The 25,282-nt window shown below is 56.5% G+C and carries 16 protein-coding genes, 1 tRNA gene and 1 pseudogene; 12 read left to right on the top strand and 6 right to left on the bottom strand.

Going from position 1 to position 25,282, the window contains the following annotated elements; genetic code table 11:
- Nucleotides 1-300: 300 nt before the first annotated feature.
- Nucleotides 301-377 (bottom strand) — tRNA-Met (locus DBV39_RS01370).
- Between the two features lie 134 nt (nucleotides 378-511).
- Here DBV39_RS01370 and scpB point away from each other — a divergent pair.
- The 8 genes and pseudogenes from scpB to typA form a co-directional block, all read left to right on the top strand.
- Nucleotides 512-1,042, top strand: a pseudogene (gene scpB / locus DBV39_RS01375) (SMC-Scp complex subunit ScpB); the annotation flags it as partial.
- A 224-nt stretch (nucleotides 1,043-1,266) separates the two neighbouring features.
- On the top strand, nucleotides 1,267-3,150 hold the full coding sequence (locus DBV39_RS01380; protein WP_227870759.1) for a pseudouridine synthase: 1,884 nt from the start codon (nucleotides 1,267-1,269) through the stop codon (nucleotides 3,148-3,150).
- 569 nt (nucleotides 3,151-3,719) lie between these two features.
- On the top strand, nucleotides 3,720-4,235 hold the full coding sequence (gene rimP, locus DBV39_RS01385; protein ID WP_108620029.1) for a ribosome maturation factor RimP: 516 nt from the start codon (nucleotides 3,720-3,722) through the stop codon (nucleotides 4,233-4,235).
- Nucleotides 4,232-5,713, top strand: coding sequence for a transcription termination factor NusA (nusA, locus tag DBV39_RS01390; protein ID WP_108620030.1), 1,482 nt, complete (start codon nucleotides 4,232-4,234; stop codon nucleotides 5,711-5,713). The genes rimP and nusA overlap by 4 nt, the downstream gene beginning before the upstream one ends.
- A 60-nt stretch (nucleotides 5,714-5,773) precedes the next feature.
- A complete protein-coding gene (gene infB, locus DBV39_RS01395) occupies nucleotides 5,774-9,031 on the top strand; it encodes a translation initiation factor IF-2 (protein ID WP_108620031.1) in 3,258 nt (1,085 codons plus the stop codon).
- Nucleotides 9,032-9,040: 9 nt separating this feature from the next.
- Nucleotides 9,041-9,454, top strand: a complete 414-nt coding sequence (gene rbfA, locus DBV39_RS01400) for a 30S ribosome-binding factor RbfA (protein WP_108620032.1) — start codon at nucleotides 9,041-9,043, stop codon at nucleotides 9,452-9,454.
- A gap of 29 nt (nucleotides 9,455-9,483) precedes the next feature.
- On the top strand, nucleotides 9,484-10,245 hold the full coding sequence (gene truB, locus DBV39_RS01405) for a tRNA pseudouridine(55) synthase TruB (RefSeq protein ID WP_108620033.1): 762 nt from the start codon (nucleotides 9,484-9,486) through the stop codon (nucleotides 10,243-10,245).
- A 19-nt stretch (nucleotides 10,246-10,264) separates the two neighbouring features.
- Nucleotides 10,265-12,091: a translational GTPase TypA gene (gene typA / locus DBV39_RS01410; RefSeq protein ID WP_108620034.1), complete on the top strand. Its 1,827-nt coding sequence runs from the start codon at nucleotides 10,265-10,267 to the stop codon at nucleotides 12,089-12,091.
- Nucleotides 12,092-12,249: 158 nt separating this feature from the next.
- On the opposite strand, the gene DBV39_RS01415 is transcribed toward typA, so the two are convergent.
- Nucleotides 12,250-13,425, bottom strand: a complete 1,176-nt coding sequence (locus tag DBV39_RS01415; RefSeq protein ID WP_108620035.1) for an AAA family ATPase — start codon at nucleotides 13,423-13,425, stop codon at nucleotides 12,250-12,252.
- 168 nt (nucleotides 13,426-13,593) lie between these two features.
- Here DBV39_RS01415 and DBV39_RS01420 point away from each other — a divergent pair.
- Nucleotides 13,594-15,167 (top strand): IS3 family transposase gene (locus DBV39_RS01420; protein WP_108620036.1). Its coding sequence is split into 2 segments (ribosomal slippage): nucleotides 13,594-14,026 and nucleotides 14,026-15,167, totalling 1,575 coding nucleotides; the frame shifts between segments, so codons are not numbered across the junction.
- Between the two features lie 308 nt (nucleotides 15,168-15,475).
- On the opposite strand, the gene DBV39_RS01425 is transcribed toward DBV39_RS01420, so the two are convergent.
- Both DBV39_RS01425 and DBV39_RS01430 read right to left on the bottom strand, forming a co-directional pair.
- Complete coding sequence (locus tag DBV39_RS01425) at nucleotides 15,476-16,960, bottom strand: NAD-dependent succinate-semialdehyde dehydrogenase (protein ID WP_227870760.1); 1,485 nt, start codon at nucleotides 16,958-16,960, stop codon at nucleotides 15,476-15,478.
- A gap of 320 nt (nucleotides 16,961-17,280) precedes the next feature.
- Complete coding sequence (locus DBV39_RS01430) at nucleotides 17,281-17,961, bottom strand: LOG family protein (RefSeq protein ID WP_456093827.1); 681 nt, start codon at nucleotides 17,959-17,961, stop codon at nucleotides 17,281-17,283.
- On the opposite strand from DBV39_RS01430, the gene polA reads away from it, so the two are divergent.
- The gene (gene polA / locus DBV39_RS01435) at nucleotides 17,960-20,764 is read left to right on the top strand and encodes a DNA polymerase I (RefSeq protein WP_108620037.1); all 2,805 of its coding nucleotides are present in this window, start codon (nucleotides 17,960-17,962) and stop codon (nucleotides 20,762-20,764) included. The genes DBV39_RS01430 and polA overlap by 2 nt on opposite strands.
- Nucleotides 20,765-21,011: 247 nt before the next feature.
- Here polA and htpX read toward each other — a convergent pair whose 3' ends face one another.
- A complete protein-coding gene (gene htpX, locus DBV39_RS01440; RefSeq protein ID WP_108620038.1) occupies nucleotides 21,012-21,884 on the bottom strand; it encodes a protease HtpX in 873 nt (290 codons plus the stop codon).
- Nucleotides 21,885-22,161: 277 nt separating this feature from the next.
- Nucleotides 22,162-23,307 carry an aromatic ring-hydroxylating oxygenase subunit alpha gene (locus DBV39_RS01445; RefSeq protein ID WP_108620039.1) on the bottom strand — a complete coding sequence of 382 codons (1,146 nt, stop codon included), beginning with the start codon at nucleotides 23,305-23,307 and terminating at the stop codon, nucleotides 22,162-22,164.
- 688 nt (nucleotides 23,308-23,995) lie between these two features.
- On the opposite strand from DBV39_RS01445, the gene DBV39_RS01455 reads away from it, so the two are divergent.
- Both DBV39_RS01455 and DBV39_RS01460 read left to right on the top strand, forming a co-directional pair.
- Nucleotides 23,996-24,259, top strand: coding sequence for an exodeoxyribonuclease VII small subunit (locus DBV39_RS01455; RefSeq protein ID WP_227870761.1), 264 nt, complete (start codon nucleotides 23,996-23,998; stop codon nucleotides 24,257-24,259).
- 2 nt (nucleotides 24,260-24,261) lie between these two features.
- Nucleotides 24,262-25,275: a polyprenyl synthetase family protein gene (locus DBV39_RS01460; RefSeq protein WP_227870762.1), complete on the top strand. Its 1,014-nt coding sequence runs from the start codon at nucleotides 24,262-24,264 to the stop codon at nucleotides 25,273-25,275.
- Nucleotides 25,276-25,282 lie beyond the last annotated feature (7 nt).

Below are 25,282 nucleotides of genomic sequence, written 5' to 3' on the forward strand. Positions count from 1 at the left end.
CAAAACGCGACAAGGTTCAATCTCAATATGCTGCGTTCGACAGCCGGATGACCGGTGCAGAAACTGTGCAGTTCTGGAAGATCAACTCAGGAAGAGAGAGAAAGGACCGGAGCAGGCTTGCCGGCACGATTCTGGCATGGGATGCTTACCTGATGCGGTCACTGATCATGCAAGGCAGCTGAGTAAGAAGTTGCATGGTACTGCCCTCGTCGATGCACAAACACGAATCAGACACACAAGCAGGCATCAGATACACAAGAAAAAAGCCGGACTCTGCGAAGAGACCGGCTTTTTTGGAACTGGTTGCGGGGGCAGGATTTGAACCTACGACCTTCGGGTTATGAGCCCGACGAGCTGCCAGACTGCTCCACCCCGCGTCTGGAAACTGAACTATAACAAACTCTGGCGGTATGTGCAAATCGGCAACATTTCTGAAACACTAGGGGTCAGATTTGGGTATCGTTTAGCCCGTCGTCGCTTCTATAGACAAACCTACTGTGTGCAGGACACCATGGAAGAAACTCAGGCAATCAAAGTGGTCGAGACCGCGTTGTTATGTGCAGGAACAGCTCTGACAGTTGCAGAATTGCAAAATTTGTTCGATCCAGAGCCAGTTAGTGTGAAGGAAGTTCAGGATTGGCTGGAAAAATTGCAACAACAGTGGCAAGATAGAGGCTTGGAGCTTGTCTTGATCGCCAGCGGCTGGCGATTCCAGAGTAAAGCGTCCATGCAACGCTATCTTGAGCGTCTCAATCCTGAACGTACTCCTCGATACTCCAGAGCAGTTCTGGAAACCCTGGCGATCATCGCCTGGAAGCAGCCTGTTACGCGTGGTGACATCGAAGCGATACGGGGCGTTACCGTATCGTCACAGATCATCAAGACACTGGAAGAAAGAGGCTGGATTGACACCATCGGACATCGTGACGGTCCAGGGCGTCCGGCGTTGCTGGGCACGACTAAACAATTCCTCGATGATTTGGGTTTGCGAGCGCTCGACGAACTTCCGTCGCTAGATAGTGCGCAGTTGCAGCAAGCCATGCAGGAGCAGGGGCTGGAGTTCGAGTCCTCCACGGAGCGGCAAAGCCCGGATGTCTCGCTCAACCGTGTGAACGTTGATGTGCCCCAGGTTGCCTCCCCGGATAGCGAGGCCCAGTCAGATGCAGCAACCGGTTCGCAGGAAAGCTTTCCTGCACCAGATGATTCAAAAAAACAGTGATTTAAGAGAAAGGGCGTGGCACGCATTGCTGCCCCTGTGGAGAAGAAGTGATTACAGACGACACAAAGGACCAGGGCTCAACCGTTGCGCCCCAGCAAGCTGCGAGCGCGGATACTGCGCCCGCGGCTGCACCAGCCCGCGCTCCCAGGAGCCGCAAGGCATCTGGTCAGAGCGATGAGAATGATTCCAGACCGAAAGCCCGGTCCAGAAAGCTGAGAACGCCTTTCAGGCGTCGGCGTGCGGATGGGCCTGAGGTGTCCGGTGGTGCGTTGGATGCTTCAGCTCCGTCAGACGCGTCTGACAGCGTATCCAGCGTCGTCGACACGGCGGGACCAGCCGGCTCAGCCAGCTCCGCTGGCGCTCAGGATGCCAGCCCCAGGCCGCCAGCCAGGTCGAAATCTCGTTCTGGCGCTCGACCAGCTGCGAAGACCTCTGTTCGGCCCGATGGCAAGCCGGCCGGCAGAAAAGGCGCGCCGGGTGGCACGCGGGGTCGCAAGGCGGGTGCCGGGGCACACGGTGCTGCTCATGGCGTCGAGTCCGCGCAGGATCAGGATGCTTGCGGCTTGCCTGATCAGCAAGGGGCCTTGTCCGGTGCGGATCTGAATGATGAACCCACGCAAGCCTATCAGTACCTGAGTAAAGCACCCAAGACAGATCAGCGCCTTGGCAAGTACTTGCAGAGTGAGCTACTGATGCCCAAGTTGCACAAGGTGCTCGCTGAGGCTGGTATCGGTTCCCGGCGTGAGATGGAAGAGCTGATTATTGCCGGTCGTGTCTCAGTCAACGGTGAGCCGGCGCACATCGGGCAGCGAGTTTCTTCCAATGACGTGGTGCGAATCAACGGTAAACCTTTATCGCGGATGTCGACCCGCAAGCCGCCTCGAGTCATTCTCTATCACAAGCCGGCAGGCGAGATCGTGAGCCATGATGACCCGCAGGGGCGGGCGACTGTGTTTTCTCGTTTGCCCAAGCTCAAGGTCGGCAAGTGGTTGTCGGTCGGGCGACTTGACCTCAACACGGAAGGCTTGCTGATTTTGACCACTTCTGGCGATTTGTCGAATCGCCTGGTGCATCCTCGCTATGGCAATGAACGAGAGTATGCCGTTCGTCTGCTGGGTGAGCTTGATGAGGATATGCGCAAGCGTCTGCTCGAAGGAGTCGAGCTTGAGGACGGACTTGCACAGTTCGGCTCCATCCAGTTCCTGGGTGGCGAAGGTAGTAACAAATGGTATTGCGTCACTCTCCAGGAGGGTCGTAACCGGGAAGTTCGCCGTCTGTTCGAGGCGGTGGGTCTGACTGTCAGTCGTCTTATTCGCACGCGGTTTGGCGATATTGTCCTGCCGAGCTCGATGCGCCGTGGTCGATGGGAAGAAATGAGTCCGAATCTGGTCAGCGCACTGATGGTTCAGCTCGGCCTGTTGCGTGATACAGAGTCAGCGCCAGGGGCTCGTGGGCGCGGCCAGCGCCAGCCGATCAGTCACGACAATGCTATGCCACCCGGATTCGCAGCACCGGTTTCGGATAAGCCTGCAAGAGGTCGGGCGGCATTGCAGAAAGGGCGTCGAACCAAGGTCCGCGGGTCGGGTGAAATACCGGACCCGCTCACAACCGGTGTTCTGACTGTTACAGGCGGCTATGCGAACGGTCACCCATCGGGTGGTTCGTCGCGTGCGGGTGGTGGAGCAGCAGGTTCAGGTGCGGGCAAGCGGCGCAAACCAGGCGCGGCGCTCGGGGGTGCTGGAAGAGGGCCCGCTCGAGGGGGGGCTGGAAACGACCCGGCAAAAGGCTCATCGCGATCAGCAGGAAAAGCCAAATCACCCAAGGTGAGTCGCAAACAGGGGGCTGCCCCAAGGCGAGCGCGCTCCGATGACTGGCAGCCTTCAGGTGCATCGGCTCATGAATCGAGTCTGCCGTTTCTGAAGCGACGCTAGATATCCGGGTCGTTCCGGGTAGTGGTCTGGTTGTTCGTCTGCTGTGAGTCCGCGGGTGGGTGGTGCACCCGTATCGATGTCTGACCAGACTGCAAGTGCGCTCCTCTCAAATAAATCACGCTTTTAGGCGCATAAATGTCTGGTTGGGGGTATCGGGATCAGGTGGTTTCGTGTTAAAGTCATCGGCTTGAATGCCTCCGCTTCAAAGTAAGAACCGGCGAAGGGAAACGGTTGTGGCTGACCAGTCGCGGTTGACTGGATAATAGTGAATCAAGTGCCAGTTTCTCTTTTGCTCTGACCCATGACAGTCCCTGCCGTTGGTTTCATCCAGCGGCCCAAGCTGGAAAGGATGGCGACGACAGGCGGGTGTATCGGCAAGTTTATGAAGAACTTGTGATGCATCCAGTGCTGGCTGATCCGGGTCGGTGCTGAGTTCCAGATTCAGGATGACGGACGCTCGGGGTGCGCAGTTTGCCCGGAGTGGCTCCGATTGCTGTTCTCTGACAGTTTTGATTCGTGAGGTCGCCGAGTGAGAATGGGCTGTTCAACAGCCCTTTTTTTTTAAAGGTATGGTCGATCTATTTCAATTGACTCGTGACGCACTGGCGATGTTTGACCTGGAACTGGTCGACGTCGAGCGCGCACCAATGGGGCTGCTTCGGGTGACGATAGATCATCCGGACGGCGTTCGCATCGAGCACTGTGAGCAGGCATCTAAGCAATTGTCGCGGGTTTATGAGGTTGAGAATATCGACTACCGTCGACTCGAAGTGGGTTCGCCGGGTGTTGATCGCCCGCTGCGTACGCTCTCGGACTTTCGGCGCTTTACAGGCGAGAGGGTAGAGATCCGTGTGCGCGAGCCTGTTGACGGGCAAAAGGTGTTTGTCGGGCAACTGGTTGAGACGTCTGAACGAGCGGGTACGGACGATTCTGGGCAACCAGCGCGTTCGCCGCAAGGTGATGCGAGATTCTCGGTTGAATTCGAAGCAAAGAAAGGTGTGGTCCGGCAGGTCTCTTTCAGCCTCGACGAGGTTGAGCGAGCCAAGCTGAGCCCGCTACTGGATTTCAAGGGTAAAAAGCGATGAGTCGCGAAGTTTTATTGCTGGTTGATGCGTTGGCGCGCGAAAAAAATGTCAGTCGTGAGGTGGTCTTTGAGGCCCTCGAGAACGCGCTGGCGTCTGCCATGAAAAAGCGTTTCGAGCAGGACGCGGATATCCGCGTTGTCATCGACCGTACTACAGGCGAGCACGAAGGGTTTCGGCGCTGGCTCGTTGTGCCGGACGAGGCTGGTCTGCAGGAACCTGACAGAGAAGAACTGCTCTCGGACGCTCGCGAATCGATACCCGACATTGAAGTGGGTGAGTACATCGAGGAGCCGGTCGAACCTGTTGAGTTTGGTCGTATCGGCGCACAGGCGGCCAAGCAGGCAATTCTGCAACGCGTACGCGACGCCGAACGCGAGCAGGTTCTCAACGATTTCCTTGACCGGAACGAAACAATCGTCTCGGGTACGATCAAGCGCATGGATAAAGGCGATTGCATCATCGAATCGGGAAAGATTGAAGCGCGCCTGCCCCGTAGCGAGATGATTCCGAAGGAAAACCTGCGAATTGGTGATCGTGTCCGGGCACTTGTGTTGCGCATCGATCGTGCCGCCCGGGGTCAGCAAGTCATCCTGTCACGCACGTCGCCAGAGTTCATCAAGCAACTGTTTGATAATGAGGTGCCCGAGATCGAGCAGGGGTTGCTCGAGATCAAAGGTGCGGCAAGAGACCCGGGCGTGAGAGCCAAGATCGCTGTGGTTGCCTATGACAACCGGATCGATCCGATCGGCACCTGCGTTGGGATGCGCGGTTCCCGTGTCACGGCCGTTCGTAACGAACTTGGCGGCGAACAGGTCGACATCGTTCTCTGGTCGGAAGAACCCGCCCAGTTTGTGATCGGTGCCCTGGCACCTGCCAACATTGAATCGATTGTTGTGGATGAGGACCGTCACGTCATGGACGTGGTGGTCGACGAAGAAAACCTTCCCAAAGCAATCGGATCCAGAGGACAGAACGTTCGTCTGGCGTCCGAGCTGACGGGTTGGCAGATCAACATCATGACGCCCGAAGAGAGTCAGGCCCGTCAGGATCAGGAGCGTTCGGCACTGCGTGCCAACTTCATGGCCAAGCTTGATGTTGATGAAGAAGTGGCCGATATTCTGATCGATGAGGGGTTCACCGGGCTGGAAGAAATTGCCTATGTTCCGATCGCCGAGTTGCAGGAAATCGAGGCTTTTGATGAAGATACGATCAACGAGTTGAGAACGCGTGCACGCAATGCGCTCCTGACCGAAGCGATCGTTCAGGAGGAAAGGGTCGAGTCCGCCCAGGATCTGTTGAGCCTGGAAGGGATGACCCCTGAGATCGTTGCCCGTCTTAGTGAGCAGGGTGTGACAACCCGTGATGACCTGGGCGAGCTGGCCACCGACGAATTGGCTGAGATGGTTGGTATCGATACCGAGCAGGCCGCAGGATTCATTATGGCTGCACGCGCGCACTGGTTCGAAGATGAAAAGTAAATAAGGCCAGGCCGCCAGAAGGATCTGGCGGTGCACTGGCAGAAATGTAAGAGAGAGTCTATGTCGAGTAATACTGTCGCCCAGTTTGCCACCGAACTGAAGATGCCGGCTGATGTGCTGCTGGAACAATTGCGTTCCGCGGGTGTGGCCGTCAATGCGACTGATGATGCAGTGTCTGATGCTGATAAGGCAAAACTGCTTGAGTCGCTCAGACGCTCCCATGGCGTCAAGGAAGGTACCAAGATCACGTTGACCCGCAGGCAAACCTCGGAGATCCGCCAGGCTGACGCAGGTGGACGCTCTCGTACGATTCAGGTTGAAGTTCGCAAGAAGCGGGTGTTCGTCAAACGCGATCCGGCAGAACTTGCCGAGTCCGCAACGGCTGCCCAGGCAACGACATCCACCGCATCTGGCAATCCGGCTGAAACTGCCAAGCCTGAGGCAGGGCTGGCAAGTCCAGCGATGTCTGGCCAGGTCGTGTCTGGCGAGTCCTCAAGCCTACCCCAGGAACAGGCCGACCCCGGGCATCACCCGGCCACGTCTGCCGTTTCCCAAAGCTCAGCCGATGCTGTTGCCAGCCAGGCCGATGAAGTCGTGTCTGGTGATCAGGTGCGGGCTGAGGTAACTAAGGTAACTGAGGTAACTGAGGCAGCTGACGTAAGCGAATCAGCAACTGCACAGAGCCCGGTTTCTGACGTCGCGCACACGCCTGCGAAAGATCTGTCAGACGAAGACGCGAAGTCTGACGTTGCACAGAGTGACGCGGCCGTCAAGGCAGAGCCTGATGCGTCGGTTGCAACGTCCTCCGATGAAACTGCAAACAGCGACGCAGGGTCAGACGCATCTGCCCAGACGTCCGAACCAATCCAGGAGGCTACAACTGCAGCGACTGATGCTGCTCAGTCTCCACAAGACAAGTCTGGCGAGCAGCCGGATGAAAAATCAATGAGTGTTACGACAGAGTCCGCACAGCAGGTTCAACCTTCACAACAGAATGCGACCGGGTCGCAGGCCAGGTCAGGCGACGTCAAGCGTGATGCGTCTTCACAGGCAGCGAAGCCTGCAACGGGTGCCCTGTCGAAAGGCGCAGCGCCATCCGCTGGCGCGGGTACCGGCGCGCAGAAAGGCGCCCCAAAGATCTCGCCCAAGCGAGTGAGCCGCGTGCGTGCAAACGAGGGTGATGTCGTTGACCCAGGCCGCGAGCGTGCGCGCCAGCAGGCAGAGCAGGAAGCTGCTGCATTGCGTGCCATGCTGAACCGGCCAAAGAAAGTCTTGCGGGCCGAGCCGGAGCCTGATCCGAATGCGATTAAAGGTACGCTGCATAAACCGGCCGCTGGCAAAGCTGCTGACAAGAAGCCCGCAGATGGCGCCAAGAAGCCTGCGCGAGGCGGCGATGCACCCGCAGGCTGGAAAGAGGAGTCAGGCCGCAAGAAAGCTGTGGTCGCCAAGGCCGCACAGCCGCCTGCACGTGATGGCTGGAAATCTGGCAAGGGTGGTGGCAGAGGCGGTGGCCGTCGCGGACGTCACTCCAATCAGCAGCAGGAGCAGGCGCCGATCGAATTCGTGGCTCGCGAGGTTCACGTGCCCGAAACGATTTCGGTTGCAGATCTCGCCCACAAAATGTCGGTCAAGGCTGCCGAAGTCATCAAACATTTGATGAAGCTTGGACAGATGGTCACCATCAACCAGGTTCTGGATCAGGAGACAGCCATGATCGTGGTCGAGGAGCTTGGGCACATCGCAGTCGCTGCCAAGCTCGATGATCCGGAAGCCTTCCTGCAGCAGCCTGAAGGGCAAAGCGAAGCGGAACTGCTGCCGCGTGCACCTGTGGTGACGGTGATGGGTCACGTTGACCACGGCAAGACCTCTTTGCTGGACCATATCCGTCGAGCGAAAGTGGCATCAGGCGAAGCCGGTGGCATTACCCAGCATATTGGTGCTTATCACGTGAACACCGAACGAGGCATGGTGACATTTCTCGACACCCCGGGTCACGAAGCGTTTACGGCCATGCGTGCCCGTGGCGCACAGGCAACTGACATTGTGATTCTGGTTGTGGCTGCCGATGACGGTGTGATGCCCCAGACACGGGAAGCAATCCATCACGCCAAGGCAGCTGGTGTGCCGCTGGTTGTGGCAATTAACAAGATCGACAAGCCAGAGGCGAATCCAGATCGTGTCAAGCAGGAACTGGTCGTCGAGGAAGTCGTGCCTGAGGAGTACGGTGGTGATGTGCCGTTCGTGCCGGTGTCGGCCAAGAGCGGACAGGGCATTGACGACCTGCTCGAGAACGTGCTGCTGCAAGCCGAGATTCTTGAACTGACTGCGCCAGTGGATGCGCCGGCCAAAGGCCTGGTCATTGAAGCGCGTCTGGATAAAGGGCGTGGACCCGTCGCGACGATTCTGGTCCAGTCCGGTACATTGAATCGCGGTGATGTGGTACTTGCAGGTGCCAGCTATGGTCGCGTGCGCGCCATGCTTGATGAGAATGGCAAACCGATTCAGTCGGCGGGCCCCTCGATTCCTGTGGAGATTCAAGGCCTGTCGGACGTACCATCTGCTGGTGACGAGATCATTTCACTTGCAGACGAACGCAAGGCACGCGAGATTGCTCTGTTCCGTCAGGGCAAGTTCCGCGATGTCAAACTGGCCAAGCAGCAAGCAGCCAAGCTCGAGTCAATGTTTGACCAGAGTGCTGAAGGCGTGCAGACACTGCAACTTATCGTCAAGACCGACGTGCAGGGTTCACAAGAGGCGCTGGTCAATGCCCTGATCAAGCTCTCCACCGACGAAGTCAAGGTGCAGGTGGTTCATGCGGCGGTTGGTGGAATATCCGAGAGTGACGTCAACCTGGCGATTGCAGCCGGTGCCGTGGTTATCGGATTTAACGTCCGGGCAGACCAGAGCGCCAAGAAGCTCGCCGAATCCAACGGCATTGACATGCGCTACTACAACATCATTTACGATGCGGTCGACGAAGTCAAAGCGGCGCTGTCAGGCATGCTGGCACCCGAGCGTCGTGAAGAAGTCATCGGCATGGTCGAGGTACGCGAGGTGTATCACATCTCACGTATCGGAACGATTGCGGGTTGTATGGTGACCGAAGGTATTATCAAGCGCGACTCGCAGATTCGTCTGCTGCGCAACAACGTGGTCATCTGGACAGGTTACCTGGAGTCACTGCGTCGCTTCAAGGATGATGTCAAGGAGGTACGTTCCGGCTTTGACTGCGGTCTTGGTCTGCGTGGCAACAATGACATCGAAATTGGTGACCAGCTCGAGGTCTTCGAGATTCGCGAAGTGGCGCGCTCACTCTAAGGCGGTTTGATGGGACGACACAAGCAGAAGAAGTTACCAGCCGGACGCAATGTGCGTCTGGCTGACCAGATCCAGAAAGATCTGGCACATTTAATCCAGCGTGAGATCGATCCAGGCCAGGCTGGCCTGATCACCCTGTCCGGGGTCGAGCTGTCGGCAGATTATGCCCACGCAAAAGTTTATTTCACGGTGATCGGCGGAGAGGCCGAGAATGCCGAAGCATTGCTGAACGAGAAGGCCGGCTGGCTGCATTCGCAGCTTTTCAAGCTGCTGCATATCCATACGGTTCCCACACTGAGATTTTTTCATGATCCGCAGCTCGAGCGCGGTCTTGAAATGTCCCGCCTGATTGACCAGGCCAATGCGACCTCGACGCAGGATCCGGCTGTACCGGACGATCCCGATGTCAAGGCTGAGAACTGACCTTTTCCAAACAGACAGGCTGGACCTCAATGAGAAAAAGACGCGGACGTGTCCTCGACGGATTGCTGTTGCTGGACAAACCGGTTGACCTTTCAAGTAACCATGCACTTCAACGTGCCAAGCGGCTGTTTGATGCGCAGAAGGCCGGTCATACCGGCACACTCGATCCATTTGCAACCGGTTTGCTGATCTGCTGTTTTGGGCGTATGACCAAGATTGCCGGCCACATGCTGGAAGCGGACAAGACCTATGTCGCTACGATGCAACTGGGCGTGGAAACCGATTCGGGTGATCTTACAGGTGAGGTGACCGCGCGCCACGAGATTGCGCCAGCGCTTGGGCAGGAGGAGATCGGGCAGGCACTGGCGCAGTTTGAAGGGGAGATCGAGCAGTTGCCTCCCATGACTTCTGCGCTCAAACACAAGGGCAAGCCGTTGTATACCTATGCTCGCCAGGGGATAGAAATAGAGCGGCAACCCAGGAAAGTTACGATTTACAGGATCCGTCTGCTTGATTTGGATGGATCCATTGCCAGATTTGAAGTCGAATGCAGCAAAGGCACCTATATCCGGACGCTGGCGCAGGATGTTGGAAGAGTGCTTGGCGTTGGCGCCCACCTGGTGGGACTGCAGCGTACACGAATCGGGCCCTTTGATATCAAGGATGCCTACTCACTTGAGCGACTGGCGGCGCTTGAGGAGATCGATTCTGCCCTCATTGGGCCAACCGAACTGCCAGATGAATTGAAGGGTGCGGTACCAATGCCGGCAGGCAGTCCGCATCCCGTCTGAACTGATAAAAGGAAATTACATGTCACGCGCATTGCGTAACGTCGCCATCATTGCTCACGTCGATCATGGCAAAACAACTCTTGTGGACCAGCTTTTAAGGCAGTCCGGTACATTTCGTGACAACCAGCAACTCAGCGAACGAGTGATGGACTCGGGCGATATCGAACGAGAGCGAGGCATCACGATTCTCGCCAAGAACTGCGCGGTCCAGTATGAAGACACGCACATCAACATCGTTGACACTCCGGGACACGCTGACTTCGGCGGTGAAGTCGAGCGCGTGCTGTCGATGGTCGACGGGGTGCTGTTACTGGTCGATGCCGTTGAGGGTCCGATGCCGCAGACCCGGTTTGTGACACGCAAGGCGCTCGCCCTGGGTCTCAAGCCGATCGTGGTGGTCAACAAAATTGATCGTCCTGGTGCTCGCCCGGATTACGTTGTCAACGCAACCTTTGACCTGTTCGACAAGCTCGGTGCGACAGAAGAGCAGCTGGACTTTCCGGTGATCTATGCTTCCGGTCTGGCTGGTTTCGCCGGGCTGGACAAAGATGTCCGTGAGGGTGACATGCGTCCACTGTTCGATGCAATCCTCGAATTCGTACCGCAGCGTAACGACGACGCCGATGGGCCACTGCAGTTGCAGGTTATTTCTCTTGACTACAGCAGCTACGTGGGCAAGATTGGCGTGGGCCGTATCAACCGTGGACGCGTTCGTTCAGGGATGGACGTGGTTTACCAGTTCGGACCAGATAGCCCGATCGCTCGTGGAAGAATCAATCAGGTCTTGAAATTTCATGGTCTGGAGCGCGTGCTCGTTGATGAGGCGCAGGCTGGCGATATCGTGCTGATTAACGGTATTGAAGAGATCGGAATTGGCTGCACAGTGATGGATCCGGCTACGCCAGAGCCACTGCCCATGCTGCGTATTGACGAGCCGACGCTTGTCATGAACTTCATGGTTAACACCTCGCCGCTTGCCGGACGTGAGGGTAAGTTTGTGACAAGCCGTCAAATCCGTGATCGCCTTGATCGCGAGCTCAAGTCCAACGTGGCCTTGCGCGTGCGGGACACTGATGACGATACCGTGTTTGAGGTTGCAGGACGGGGTGAGTTGCATCTGACCATTCTGCTCGAGAACATGCGTCGTGAGGGTTATGAGCTGGCCGTTTCGCGTCCACGCGTGGTTTTCAAGGAAATCGATGGGGTGCGTTGTGAACCCTACGAACTCTTGACTTGCGATGTAGAAGACGGTCACCAAGGTTCGGTCATGGAAGAAATCGGGCGTCGCAAGGGCGATCTGCTTGACATGCAACCTGATGGCCGGGGTCGTACGCGTCTCGAATACAGAATTCCTGCGCGTGGTTTGATCGGATTCCAGGGAGAGTTTCTTACTATGACCCGTGGTACCGGTTTGATGAGCCATATTTTTGATGATTACGCGGAAGTACGCGATGGCTCACTTGGTGAACGTCGCAACGGCGTGCTGATCAGCCAGGACAATGGCGACGCTGTCGCGTACGCATTGTGGAAGCTGCAGGACCGCGGTCGCATGTTTGTGAGCCCGGGTGATGCACTCTACGAAGGCATGATTGTTGGCATCCATTCGCGTGACAACGATCTGGTTGTGAACCCGATCCGTGAGAAGAAACTCACGAACGTGCGTGCCTCAGGCAAGGATGAGCACATTGATCTGATCACACCTGTCAAGCTAACGCTCGAATATGCGGTCGAGTTCATTGATGATGATGAGCTGGTTGAAGTGACGCCCAAGTCGATCCGTCTGCGTAAACGCTACCTGCAGGAACATGAGCGTCGTCGCATGTCGCGTGAATCTGCATCGGCATAAAAATTCAGCAAGACAACGCCCGGGTTGTTCTGATCAACGGGCGTAACAACCCCGATAGTCCCGAAGGCCAGCCTTGACAAGAGCCCCTCTTCGAAGTCTGAAGAGGGGCTCTTTGTGTCTGATCTGTCGATCGGAAGATCACTGTCAAAAACAACTTTTCAGCTGAGATTTGCCAGATTTCGAAGCAAGTACTCATTAAACATGGGTACCGTGAACGCTACATCTCCATGCGAAGGGCTATAAATCATCCCTTTGCTGATAATTTGTGCACGGCGCGGGCCAAGGCTTTGCGGAGTTTCACCGAGCGCGTCGGCGATATCTGATGAACGATATGGACCATTTCCCAGCTGCGCCATAGCGATCACATATTCGCGCTCTTTCGGTGTCAGGCGATTAAAGCGCACCTTGAAAAAACCTTGATCCAGACGCGCGAGTGTTGTTGCTTCAGCCTGCTGTGTATCTTTAAGGGTAATTTTGTTATCGCTGGCAAGATTCCAGGTTTGATGTCCCCATTCCTGCAGGAAATATGGATATCCTCTCGTTTTTAAAATGATTTCTGCCAGAGCATCGTTATCTATCATAGCTCCTTCGTCCAGTATGGGTTGACGGATTGCCGCTATAGCGTCCTTATCTGAAAGGGCACCAACTTCCGGAAAATGAAACAACCGTTCCGAATACGATTTCGCATCTCCTGACAGAGCTGCAACTTGCGGCAATCCAGCCCCAAAAAAGAGTACTGGCAGATCTTTCTGACTCGTTTTATGCAGAGAGGCGATCAGAGCTGCAAAGTCCTTTTCGCTGAGGTATTGGATCTCATCAATGAGTAGTGTCCAAGCCTTCCCGGCAGCCTTGGCAGCGTCGCCGACACGAACGAACAATTCGGGAAGATCGTTCTCCAAGTCGCCGCTATCTGCAACCCCCACTTCAGGATCGACAGAAATTGTCATATCTCCATATTCCAGTCGGAAGGCTGCAGCAAACGACTTTAGTGCTCGCATTGCGTCGAATGTTTTGCCTTTGGCGTTCTCGATGATAGAGAGCTTGCGCAACACCTGGTGTATCCGTGGTAACAGTTGCTCGCCCAAAGACTTGTTTTCAGGAGCCTCGATACTGGATGTCAGGTGACCACGCTCCGTGGCCATATGCTCGACGGTGTTAAGAAGAACGGTCTTGCCTACGCCGCGTAAACCTAAAAATATCTGCGATCGACTGGGCTTGCAAAGCATAGCGCGCTCAATCGCGACACGTGCGTCCTCGACAATAGCTTGGCGCCCAGCAAGCTCACGTGGCCTCCTACCTGCTCCGGGTGCAAAAGGATTGCGTACTGGATCCAGGTGCGCCTCTTTCTAGGAGAATATAAACAAGTATATAAAAATGTACTTATATATGGATATATCTTATTAGACTTTGGTAGAAAACACTGACGGTATAGAAGCCCTCTGTGTCAGAATGGTTGTCGCCTCGATAAGTTTTGAACCCGAGGGCGGTTTTGGAAGATCAAATTGGCCAGATACGGACAAGCATTTAAAGACAAAGCAGTGGCTCGGTTGCTACCTCCCGAGAGCGCTTCACTTGAAACAGTCTCTCGTGAGATGAGTATTTCTGTTCAAACCCTTGAGCGCTGGCGTGCGCAAGCTTTGACCATGCCCGCTCGCGAGCGGGCATGGTCAGCGGCGGCCCGATTCGAGGCGGTGCTCGTCACCGCGGCCATGGACGAGGCAGGCAAGAATGCGTGGTGCCGGGAGAAAGGCATCTACCCCCAGGACCTTGATCAATGGCGACAGACAGCGACCCAGTCGCTGGCCGATCCGCAGGATCAGGCGAGTGCCAGCGGCCAGCGATCCAAGGCCGATCACAAGCGGATCCGGGAGCTCGAACGCGATCTTGATCGCAAGGACAAAGCACTGGCAGAAACCGCCGCCTTGCTGGTGCTTTCAAAAAAGCTCACGGCGATCTTTCCAAAGGACAGGGGCGAGGACGAATGATTGCCCTGAAAGATCGCCAGACACTTGTCCAGCACATTGATACAGCCCATCAGCAAGGGGCCAGGCTTGACCGTGCCTGTTCACTGGCGGGTCTGACCATCCGGACGCTTCAGCGATGGAAACGTGATCAAGACAAACTCACGGTGGGTGATCGTCGCCCGCTTGCTGCCCGACCAACCCCGGCCCATGCATTCACACCGCAGGAACGTCAGCGGATTCTGGACGTGGTCAATGAAAGCCGGTTTGCTGACTGTCCGCCTGCGCGCATCGTGCCGATGCTGGCGGACGAAGACGTTTATATCGGCTCTGAGGCCACGATCTCTCGCGTGCTCAGACAACACGGGCAGACCACTCACAGAGGCCGTACGCGCCCTCCACAGCCTTCCAGAAGGCCCACCACGCACGTGGCAACGGGACCGGGTCAGGTTTACTGCTGGGACATGACTTATCTGCCTACGCACGTGCAGGGACAATGGTTCTATCTGTATTTGATTCAGGATATTTACAGTCGCAAGATCATTGGCTGGGAAATCCACGAGAAGGATGATTCGACTCATGCTGTCGCCTTGCTCAAACGCACAGCGCTCGCCGAAGGTGTACATGCCATGCTCGAGAAGCCCGTCATGCATGGTGACAATGGCAGCACACTGAAAGCCACATCCGTGCTGGCGATGCTGAACTGGCTTGGTATTGAGCCGTCGTACTCGCGCCCAAGAGTGTCCGATGACAATGCTTTCGCCGAATCGCTTTTTAAAACAGCCAAGTACCGACCCGAGTTTCCGGCCCGTGGATTCAAGTCGCTGGAAGCTGCACGTCAGTGGGGAGCGACGTTTGTGCATTGGTACAACCATGAACACCGCCACAGTGGCATCCAGTACGTCACGCCGGACCAACGGCATCGTGGTGAAGACATCAAGATTCTCGGTGCCCGCCATGCGCTGTACCAACAACAGAAACGGAACAATCCGGCCCGTTGGTCAGGACAAACCAGGAACTGGTCGCTGGTCGGTGCAGTCACCCTGAACCCGGAACGAGAGGAGGCGGTGAAAGCCGAGATTCAGACCAAAGATAAAAAGCGATTTGTTGCATGATTCAGGCGACAACCCCCTTGACATGCTCCGGAAGTAGCAGTTAACCAGCCCAGCTAGTCTGTTATCGAACCTTCGGTACATGTAGGACACTGGGGATAGAGTTTCTGGGTGCCAAGGCACGAAATCAACTGAAGCTCTCGCGCTTATGCAGAATGGGGGTACCACTCGCGCCTGTAAATCATAAGGATGCGAACCTGCGGATAACATATCGAGGTTACCGGGACGTACGCGTTGCTTCAGGGGCGAGTGATTCTGGTTAACCACTCACCCGACAGATGACTGCCGGGTGACCGCGGGTGTCAGGCGCTTTAAATTCCACCCAGGCATACATACTTCATCTCGAGGAAGTCATCGATGCCATATACGGAGCCTTCACGGCCCAGACCAGACTGCTTGACGCCACCAAACGGCCCAACCTCGCTTGAGATAATGCCGGCATTCACACCAATGATGCCGTACTCCAGGGCTTCGGCTGTGCGGAAAATGCGGCCAATATCCCGGCTATAGAAGTAAGCTGCGAGTCCAAACTCGGTATCGTTGGCCTGGTGGATGACGTCAGCGTCGCTATCAAACTTCACAATTGGCGCAACCGGGCCAAACGTTTCTTCACGCATGCAGATCATGTCACTAGAAACATTGGTCAGAACGGTGGGCTCGTAGAAACGACCACCGCGCTGGTCGGGTTTACCGCCCGTGAGAACCTTGGCACCTTTGTTGATCGCATCGGCAACGTGCTCTTCGACCTTGGCAATGGCTGCCGCATCAATCAGCGGACCGGTCGTGACTGCATCTTCAAATCCGTCGCCAACGCGAAGGCTGTTTTTGACTGCCTCGGCAAGCTTCTCGCTGAAAGCGTCGTAGACCTTGGCATGGACGTAAAACCGGTTGGTGCACACACAAGTCTGGCCTGCGTTACGGTATTTTGATGCCATCGCTCCCTGCACAGCAGCGTCCAGATCGGCGTCGTCAAATACGATGAATGGTGCATTGCCACCGAGTTCGAGCGAAAGCTTCTTGATGGTGGGTGCGCACTGTTCCATCAGGATCCGGCCAACCTGTGTGGATCCCGTAAAGGTCAGCTTGCGCACGACGGGGCTGTCACACAGAGCCTTGCCCACCTTGATTGAATTATCGCTGTCAGCTGTCACGATGTTCAGAACACCGGCTGGAATGCCAGCCTGCTCCGCGAGCTCTGCCAGGGCCAGAGCTGAAAGCGGGGTCTGTTCGGCTGGCTTGAGCACAACCGGGCATCCAGCGGCAAGGGCCGGTGCAACCTTGCGCGTGATCATCGCATTCGGGAAGTTCCACGGCGTGATTGCTGCGCAGACACCGATGGGCTCCCTGAGTACCAGTATCCGTGTGTTGGGCATGGGCGCGTCGATGGTGTCGCCCATAATGCGCTTGGCCTGCTCTGCGAACCATTCGACGAAGGAGCCGCCATAGGCAACCTCGCCACGTGCTTCAGCAATCGGCTTGCCTTGCTCGATGGTCATCAGTCTGGCGAGATCCTCGGTATTGGCGATGATCAGGTCAAACCACTTGCGCAGAATGTTGGCGCGGGCTTTTCCGGTCAGCGCGCGCCATGCGGGCCAGGCTTTGTTTGCAGCATCAATCGCACGCCCGGTTTCGTCGGGGCCCAGATTGGCAACCTGGGCAATGGTCTGCCCGTTAGACGGGTTGTCGACTGAGAAGACGGATCCGTCATCGGCTGAGACCCATTGGCCGTTGATGTAGGCCTGGGCGCGAAGAAGCTTCGGATTGTCGAGTTTGACCGGGAAGTTGGTTTGCTCCATTTTGATATCCATTTCCTTTGATTTGTTCTGAGATGTGTGTTGGTGTGTTGTCGGTATTCGTTGAGGTGGTGCACCTTTGATGGAACGGCGCATGTGCATCAGTTTGCGTCAGTTTTTACAGTCTGTGCAAACGTCTGGTGATCAAGGGTGTACGCGCGGTTCGGAACGTTCAGGTTTGTCCATCCAAGTTTAGCGCCCGAGCGTCACGCCGTGTCGACCGTGTTCCAGGGGCAAAGTGACTCGCGCCTGCATCGAATCTGCGGCAAATAGCCAGTCGTGCGCAAACGGACAGCCAGAGCACGGGTGTCCCCCTGCCGCGATTACGACTTGGGCAGGGTGCTGCTACGGTGCGCTTCCTCATAATGGGTGTGTTCATAATCCGTTATCATCCGGACAACCTTGTCGAGATCGTCTTCCACCACAAACAGAGAAAGGTGAGAGTCGGTGATCATGCCCAGACTGAGCACTTCTGAGTTGAGCCAGTTAATCAGGCCATTCCAGAATTCGGAGCCCACCAGCACGATAGGACCGCGAGGAATCTTTCCGGTCTGAATCAGGGTCAGCGCCTCGAACAGCTCGTCCAGCGTGCCGTAACCACCTGGCAAGGCGATGTAGGCTGTGCTGTGCATGAAGAACGTGGCCTTTCTGCCGTAGAAATACTCAAAATTCAGACCAATCGTCTGATAAGGGTTGTCGCCCTGTTCGGCGGGTAGGCGGATGTTCAGGCCGATACTGGTGCCGCCGGCTTCAAACGCCCCTCGGTTGGCTGCTTCCATGATGCCAGGTCCGCCGCCTGCAATCACGGCCAGGCCTGCTTCGGCGAGTTTACGGCCAAGCTCCCGGCTCATCTGACTGTAGGGCGAGTTTGCAGGTAGCCTGGCACTACCAAAAATGCTGACCGCAGGGCCGAGGCAAGCCAGTGTCTCGGCGGCTGTCAGCAACTCTGACATAATCTTGGGTACCTGCTCTACTGCAGGTGTCGTATTTGAGGTCTTGCTCATGAATAAAACCTTGTTGCTCGTTGATGGCTCCAGCTATCTCTACCGGGCGTATCACGCCATGCCTGACTTGCGCAATAAAAAGGGGGAGCCGACTGGTGCCCTCTATGGCGTGATCAATATGATGCGAAAGATACTGCAGGAGTTTCAGCCACAGTATGCCGCATGTGTGTTTGATATGCGCGGCAAAACCTTCCGCGAAGAGATGTATCCTGAGTACAAGGCTAACCGCGAGAGCATGCCTGAAGATCTGGCACTGCAGATCGAACCGATACATCGCGCGATAGCGGCCATGGGATGGCCTGTGATCGGCGTGGAGGGGGTGGAGGCTGATGATGTGATCGGGACACTGGCGGTCTATGCGCAGCAGCAGGGTATCGATACGATCATCTCCACAGGGGACAAGGATCTGGCCCAGCTCGTCAATCCTCACTGCACATTGATCAATACCATGAGCGGGCAGCGCCTGGACCAGGCAGGCGTGGTGGAGAAGTTCGGTGTGCCACCTGAGCGGATTGTCGATTACCTGATGCTGGTCGGCGATACCGTTGACAACGTGCCGGGTGTCACGAAGGTCGGACCCAAGACCGCTGCCAAGTGGCTGCAGGCCTATGGAAGCCTGGACGCGCTGCTAGAGCATGTCGACGAAATCAAAGGCGTTGCAGGTGCCAATCTGAAGGCGGCAATTGGTCAGTTTGAGCTGACTCGGGATCTGATTACTGTTCGCACGCATTGCGACCTCCCCGACAAGTATATGAAGATCTCGAATCTGACGCCCGGCGAACCGGATACGGACACACTGATCGACATTTACGAAACCTATGGGTTCCGTACCTGGCTGCGTGATCTGACCGGTGATGACGAGCGGGTTCCGCTTGGTGATGCCAGAATGGTGGCGCCGGTCCCGCGTCGAGTCGTTGGCGCAGGGGCCGTTGAGCACACAGCCGGGGCAAAGGGCTCGAATGGTGACAGTGCAGTCAGTGTCGATAGCCCTGAAACCGGGGCACCCGAGTATGAGACCGTCACCACGATCGAGCAGGCTCAGGCGTGGCTGGACCGGATTCGCAAGGCTGATCTGGTTGCATTTGATACAGAGACCACTTCGCTGGATGCCATGCAGGCGCGACTGGTCGGCTTCTCTCTTTCTGTTGAGCCCGGTGTGGCATGTTATGTCCCGGTTGCCCACCGTGGACCGGACCAGCCCGAGCAACTCGACAAAGCCCAGGTGCTCGAACTGTTCGGACCATGGTTACAGGATCCAGGTGCTGCCAAGCTTCTGCATCATGCAAAGTACGACATGCACGTGATGGCCAACGAGGGAATTGAGCTCGCTGGTGTGCTGCATGACTCGATGTTGCAGGCGTATGTGCTGGAATCCCACCGCAGTGTGGCGCTCAACGAGCTGGCGAAACGCTGGATCGGACGCGGTGGTATCCCGTATGAGGAACTCTGCGGCAAGGGCGCCAAACAGATCGGGTTTGATGAGGTCGAGCTCGAGAAAGCCAGCTTCTATGCCTGCGAGGACGCGGATTTCACGCTACAGATTCACCGCATTCTGTACCCCCAGGTTGAGGCAGACGATGGTTTGAAGCGAATTTACGAGCTCGAGATTCAGGTCTCTAGTGTGCTCTGGGCGATCGAGCGCCAGGGCGTTGCCATCGATATTGAAGAACTGAACCGGCAGAGTCACGAGATGGGACGGCTCCTCATTGATCTGGAGGCCCGCGCGCACGAACTTGCAGGGCAGCCATTCAATCTCAACTCTCCCAAGCAGCTTGGCGAGATTCTGTTTGGCAAGATGGGCTTGCCCGTAGTCAGCAAGACGCCGAGTGGCACACCTTCGACCGGAGAGGAGGTACTCTCGAAACTGGCTCTGGACTACCCGCTGCCCAAGACTTTGCTGGAATACCGCGGTCTGGCCAAACTCAAGTCGACCTACACTGACAAGCTGCCCAAGATGATTAATTCGCGTACCGGGCGGGTGCACACCCACTATGCTCAGGCCGCTGTGATCACCGGGCGGCTGTCCTCGTCTGATCCCAATCTGCAGAATATTCCCATTCGCACACCCGAAGGACGGCGCGTGAGACGGGCGTTTGTCGCATCGCATCCGGATGGCAAGATTGTCTCCGCTGACTATTCTCAAATTGAATTGCGGGTCATGGCGCATGTGTCAGAAGACGAGGGTCTGCGACGTGCGTTCATGCAAGGTGAGGATATTCACAGGGCGACTGCCAGTGAAGTGTTCAATGTGTCGCTTGAGGATGTCACTGCCGATCAGCGTCGGGCCGCCAAAACAATCAATTTCGGGTTGATCTACGGCATGGGTGCACATGGCCTTGCCTCCGGCCTGGGCATCAATCGGGATGCAGCTCAGTCGTACATTGACCGGTATTTTGCGCGTTATCCCGGGGTGGCTGAGTATATGGCCAGTACCAAGGCGCAGGCGCATGACCAGGGGTATGTGCAGACGGTGTTCGGACGCAGACTGTGGTTGCCCGATATCAATGCCGGTGGCGCCAAGCGTGCGGCGGCTGAGCGGGCAGCCATTAACGCGCCGATGCAGGGTACGGCAGCTGACCTGATCAAGATGGCCATGGTGGCCGTCGATCAGTGGATTCGTGAGGCTTCACTCGAGAGCAGGGTGGTGATGCAGGTGCACGATGAACTGGTACTGGATGTGGTGCCCAGGGAGCTCGATCAGGTTCATGAGAAACTGCCCGAACTGATGTGTGGTGTGGCGACGTTGGCTGTTCCCTTGCTGGCCGAAGTCGGTCAAGGTGACAACTGGGAGCAGGCTCACTGATGATGAGATCGCGCTCGCTGGCATGCGCGCGTGGTTAGCACAGTAGAAATTTCAGCCAAAGAGAACATCAGCCCAGCAAATACGCCAGCCCATATGGACTGGCGTATTTGCTGGTGCTCTGTTTCATGGCAAGTCAAGCTCGAATTTCCCCTGCCTTTACTCACCTTCACTTTCCTGTGTTCGTCGTCAGGGAGAGCGTCGGCTGGCTAGTCGATTAGCGGACAAGGGTGGTTAGAGTGCCCTGTGGTCAGAGTGACTTGAGTGCTGCGATTCGCTGTTCGATCGGCGGGTGGGTAGCGAACAGGGCTGCAACACCACCCCCGCCACTGATCCCGGATGCCTCAAAGCTGCGAGGCAGTTCGCCAGGTGTCAGACCACCCAGGCGTGCCAGCGCCTTGATCATTGGCTCACGCGACTGCATCAGGCGGGCTGCACCTTCATCAGCCCGAAACTCTCGTTGCCGTGAGAACCAGGCCACGATGATGCTGGCCAGAACGCCGAACACGATCTCAGAAACGATCACGGCTGCGAAGTAGCCAATACCGAGCCCTCTTTCGTTCTTGAGCAGGACCCGGTCAACAAAATACCCGACGATACGGGCAAAGAAGACCACGAATGTGTTCAGCACACCCTGGATCAGAGTCAGGGTCACCATGTCGCCATTGGCGACGTGAGCAACCTCATGGCCCAGGACTGCCGTCACCTCTTCTTCGGTCATGCTCTGGAGCAATCCGGTCGAGACAGCCACGAGAGAATTGTTCTTGAACGCTCCGGTTGCAAATGCATTGGGTGCCCCTTCGTAGATCGCGACTTCCGGCATGCCGATCTTGGCGCGTTCGGCAAGCTGGCGCACGGTCTGGACCAGCCAGGCCTCTCTTGCGTTGGCGGGTGCCTGCGGATCAATGACTTTGGCGCCCGTGCTGAACTTGGCAATGGTTTTGCTGAGCAGCAATGAAATGAATGCACCACCGAAGCCGATGATTGCCGAGAACACCAGCAGAGTCTGGATATCCAGCCCTTGTGGCGTGAGAAACCGGTTCGCGCCCGTGATGTTCAGAATGATTCCGAGGACGATCAGAATGGCGAGGTTGGTCGCCAGGAAGAGCCCAATGCGTTTCATGTTGCGTGATGACCTGTCAAGTGTTGATAGGAAACGTGATTATTAGACGATTGAAAAGGCGACAGGTTCCAGAAAACCGTCAGCCAGCCAGCAGCCTGGTACGAGATTGACGCATTTGTACAACGAATCAGTTTGGTTTCGACGTACTCTGACCGGCTCACCAGATTTCAAAGGGCTGTGGCCCCTGAGATCTGATGGCCCGGTTTCATGCCAGAATCGGTCCGCGCCGGCTTAACACCAGGTTGACACCAGGTGTTGACACCAGGTTAGCACCAGATTAACCCTGCTTCATCATGCGCTGATACCACTCGTGGAAATGCTGCATGCCATCTTCCATCGGGGACTGATAGGGGCCCACTTCGACGTCACCGCGACGCATCAACGCAAGACGTCCCGCATCCATACGTTCGGCGATTTCGTCGTCTTCGACCGCAGTCTCCATGTAGGCAGCCTGCTGTGCCTGGACAAACTCCCGGTCGAACGCCGCGATTTCCTCCGGATAGTAGAACTCCACCACGTTAACGGTGTCCTGCGGCGAGACTGGATAGAGCGTTGAGAGCACCAGTACGTGCGGATAGACCTCGATCATGTGGGTTGGGTAGTACGTCACCCAGACCGCACCGAAGTCAGGCGCTTCTCCGCCCCGGAACTCAAGCAGCTTCTCGTGCCATGTCCGGTAAGCATCACTGCCTGGCTGAGACAGCGCACGATGCACGCCCACTCGCTGCACACTATACATGTGAGCAAAGTCCCACTGCAGATCACTACATGTCACAAACCGGCCAAGACCCGGGTGAAATGGCTCGACATGATAGTCCTCAAGGTAGACCTCAATGAAAGTCTTCCAGTTGTAGTTGCACTGGTGGACCTCGACATGATCTAGCACGTAGTCACTGAAGTCGAACTCTGGACGAGAAAACAGCGCACCAATGTCCGCGTACGGATCCCGCCCGCCCTCGAACAGCAGCCCGTGGCAGTTGCTAAGTGGCCAGCGCTTCAGGTTTGCGCATGGCTGTTGCTCGAAGTGAGGGGCACCGATCAGCTTGCCCGCATCGTCGTACGTCCAGCGATGCAGCGGACAAACGATGTTGCCACCAGTCGATGACAGATTACCGGACAGATTGACCGGTCCCGATACGTTGCCTGTTTCACCGCCGAGCATCAAGGCCTGCCGGTGACGACAGACATTGGAGAGAAGCTCGATGCCCTGTTTGCCATGGACCAGAATCCGCGCGTTGCTTTCTTGCGGGAGTGCTCGCCAGTCACCAACCTCGGGGACGGACTTCTCGTGTCCCACGTAAATGCCGGAGTGCTCGAAGATGAGCGATTTCTCCTGCGCCAGAATGTCCTGGTCAAAGTAGTTGGACGGTGGTAACTGCGAACTTGCGGGCGCCAGATGCGCCATCCGACCCATGTCGGTCATGATTCCCTCCGCAATGACAAAAAAAGCCAGCGGCTTGTTAAAACCCTGGCGCGAAGAAAAATCGGACTGGCCGATTACCTCTCTTGATTGTACCCGATACCAGATACAGATCTGTCCGCTCTAAAGCAAAGTACACTCGAAACCTTGTGCCCGCGAGCCTGCCCCGAAAGGGGTGCGCCACTAAATTCCCGCAGGTGAGCGTTCTTTTGTCGAGCATTGCAGTCAACTTTAATACAATGGACTGAGACGAAGCGTTCGAGTTCCCCTGATCAGGATTTTTTTTCAGGGCAGACTTGTATGCCCTGTACTGACGATGAGGCCATGTACGGGGTGTGGGTCGGTTCTGAGACCCGGGCCGTCAGCATGGCAGAACTCGTGCTGTGCTCGCGGATTGTTGGCACAGAGCCGGTCAATGCAAGTCTTGCTCAGGCAGGGCGCTTGAGCGATAAGTGCGCAAGAAGTCTGAGTATTTGGCGGTCGTATGGGTGGGTTGGCAGCGTATAGGCAGGACGTCAGGGAGCCCAGCGAGGGGCAGCACGTCAGGTTGTGCGGGTTGCCAGTGTTGCCAGTGTTGCCAGTGTGCTCGACACCGGACAGTTTTTTATTGCGCTGGCAGAGTGCAGCGCGGGACGAATTCAGATCCTGACCGGGCCTGATGAAAGAACAGTACAGATCAAGTGGAATAACGTTGAGCCAAGAAAACAAGACAGGAACCGAGTCTGGACAGAATGCGCTGCCAGACGACTTTGAATCCGCCTTGCGGGAGCTCGAGCAGTGTGTGGCGACCATGGAGCGAGGTGATCTGACGCTGGAGGCGTCTCTGGCCGCATACCAGCGGGGTGTGGCGCTGACGCAGATTTGTCAGCGCAAGTTGTCGGTTGCCCAGCAAAAGGTGCAAGTACTGGAATCCGACCTGCTCAAACCCCTTAGCCTGGACCAGGAGGATAGGTGATCATGGTGATGGATACGCAGCATGAGCGAGCAAACTTGGTGGGGGAGTCAGGGGCAGGCAACGGTGGCGGATCGACCCATGCGCTCGAGGATACTCACCACTGCACACCGTATCGTGTTCCTGAGGCCCAGGCCGCCTGGCTTGAAGAGAGTGTCCTGCGGGTCGAACGTGCGCTTGAGCGACTTTTGCCCGAACCGACGGGGCCGCTCATTCAACTAAATGAAGCCATTCGATGGGCTAGTCTGGGATCGGGCAAGCGTATCCGCGCCTTGCTGGTCTATGCGTCTGCGCACGCCTGTTGTGCCACATCTGATCCGGCTACGGACGAGGCGATCGATCGCTGTGCTGCGGCAGTTGAACTGGTTCACGCTTACTCTTTGATTCATGATGATCTGCCCTGCATGGATGACGATGATGTGCGCCGGGGAAAGCCTGCCACGCATATCCAGTTCGGTGAGGCGACGGCACTGCTGGCTGGAGATGCCATGCAGCCGATGGCGTACGAATGGCTCGCGGGTATGCCGATCGCACCCGGTCTGGTGGTGCAGGCAGTGCAGACCATGGCGGTTGCCTCTGGAGTGGCAGGCATGGCGGGTGGTCAGGCAATTGATCTTGCAAGCTCAGGGATCACGCTGACAGAAAAGGAGCTCGAGCAAATGCACTCGCTCAAGACCGGTGCGTTGCTGGAGGCGAGCGTCATGCTGGGTGCTGTTGTGACCGGGTCGAGTTCCGTCAACAGGCAGTCGCTGCGTCGCTATGCGTCGGCAGTGGGTCTGGCGTTTCAGGTGATTGATGATGTGCTGGATGCGACTGCCGACTCTGCCACGCTTGGCAAGACCGCAGGCAAGGACAGCGCGGATCAGAAAGCGACTTATGTCAGTTTGCTCGGGGTTGAGCGTGCACGGGCGTATGCTTTTGAGCTCAATGAGCGTGCTCAGCATGCGCTGCAGTCCCTCGGTTCGTCGGCACGGTATCTGAAAGCGATTGCCAATCTTGTGGTGCAGCGCAGTTATTAGGATTTTT

It is taken from the genome of Orrella marina, assembly GCF_003058465.1.
GTDB lineage: Bacteria > Pseudomonadota > Gammaproteobacteria > Burkholderiales > Burkholderiaceae_B > Algicoccus > Algicoccus marinus.

Excerpts from the sequence above, each read along its gene's own strand:
- rimP (WP_108620029.1), top strand. The coding sequence starts at position 3,720 with ATGGTCGATCTATTTCAATTGACTCGTGACGCACTGGCGATGTTTGAC.
- nusA (WP_108620030.1), top strand. The coding sequence starts at position 4,232 with ATGAGTCGCGAAGTTTTATTGCTGGTTGATGCGTTGGCGCGCGAAAAA.
- infB (WP_108620031.1), top strand. The coding sequence starts at position 5,774 with ATGTCGAGTAATACTGTCGCCCAGTTTGCCACCGAACTGAAGATGCCG.
- rbfA (WP_108620032.1), top strand. The coding sequence starts at position 9,041 with ATGGGACGACACAAGCAGAAGAAGTTACCAGCCGGACGCAATGTGCGT.
- truB (WP_108620033.1), top strand. The coding sequence starts at position 9,484 with ATGAGAAAAAGACGCGGACGTGTCCTCGACGGATTGCTGTTGCTGGAC.
- typA (WP_108620034.1), top strand. The coding sequence starts at position 10,265 with ATGTCACGCGCATTGCGTAACGTCGCCATCATTGCTCACGTCGATCAT.
- DBV39_RS01425 (WP_227870760.1), bottom strand. The coding sequence starts at position 16,960 with ATGGAGCAAACCAACTTCCCGGTCAAACTCGACAATCCGAAGCTTCTT.
- polA (WP_108620037.1), top strand. The coding sequence starts at position 17,960 with ATGAATAAAACCTTGTTGCTCGTTGATGGCTCCAGCTATCTCTACCGG.
- DBV39_RS01430 (WP_456093827.1), bottom strand. The coding sequence starts at position 17,961 with ATGAGCAAGACCTCAAATACGACACCTGCAGTAGAGCAGGTACCCAAG.
- htpX (WP_108620038.1), bottom strand. The coding sequence starts at position 21,884 with ATGAAACGCATTGGGCTCTTCCTGGCGACCAACCTCGCCATTCTGATC.
- DBV39_RS01445 (WP_108620039.1), bottom strand. The coding sequence starts at position 23,307 with ATGACCGACATGGGTCGGATGGCGCATCTGGCGCCCGCAAGTTCGCAG.
- DBV39_RS01460 (WP_227870762.1), top strand. The coding sequence starts at position 24,262 with ATGGTGATGGATACGCAGCATGAGCGAGCAAACTTGGTGGGGGAGTCA.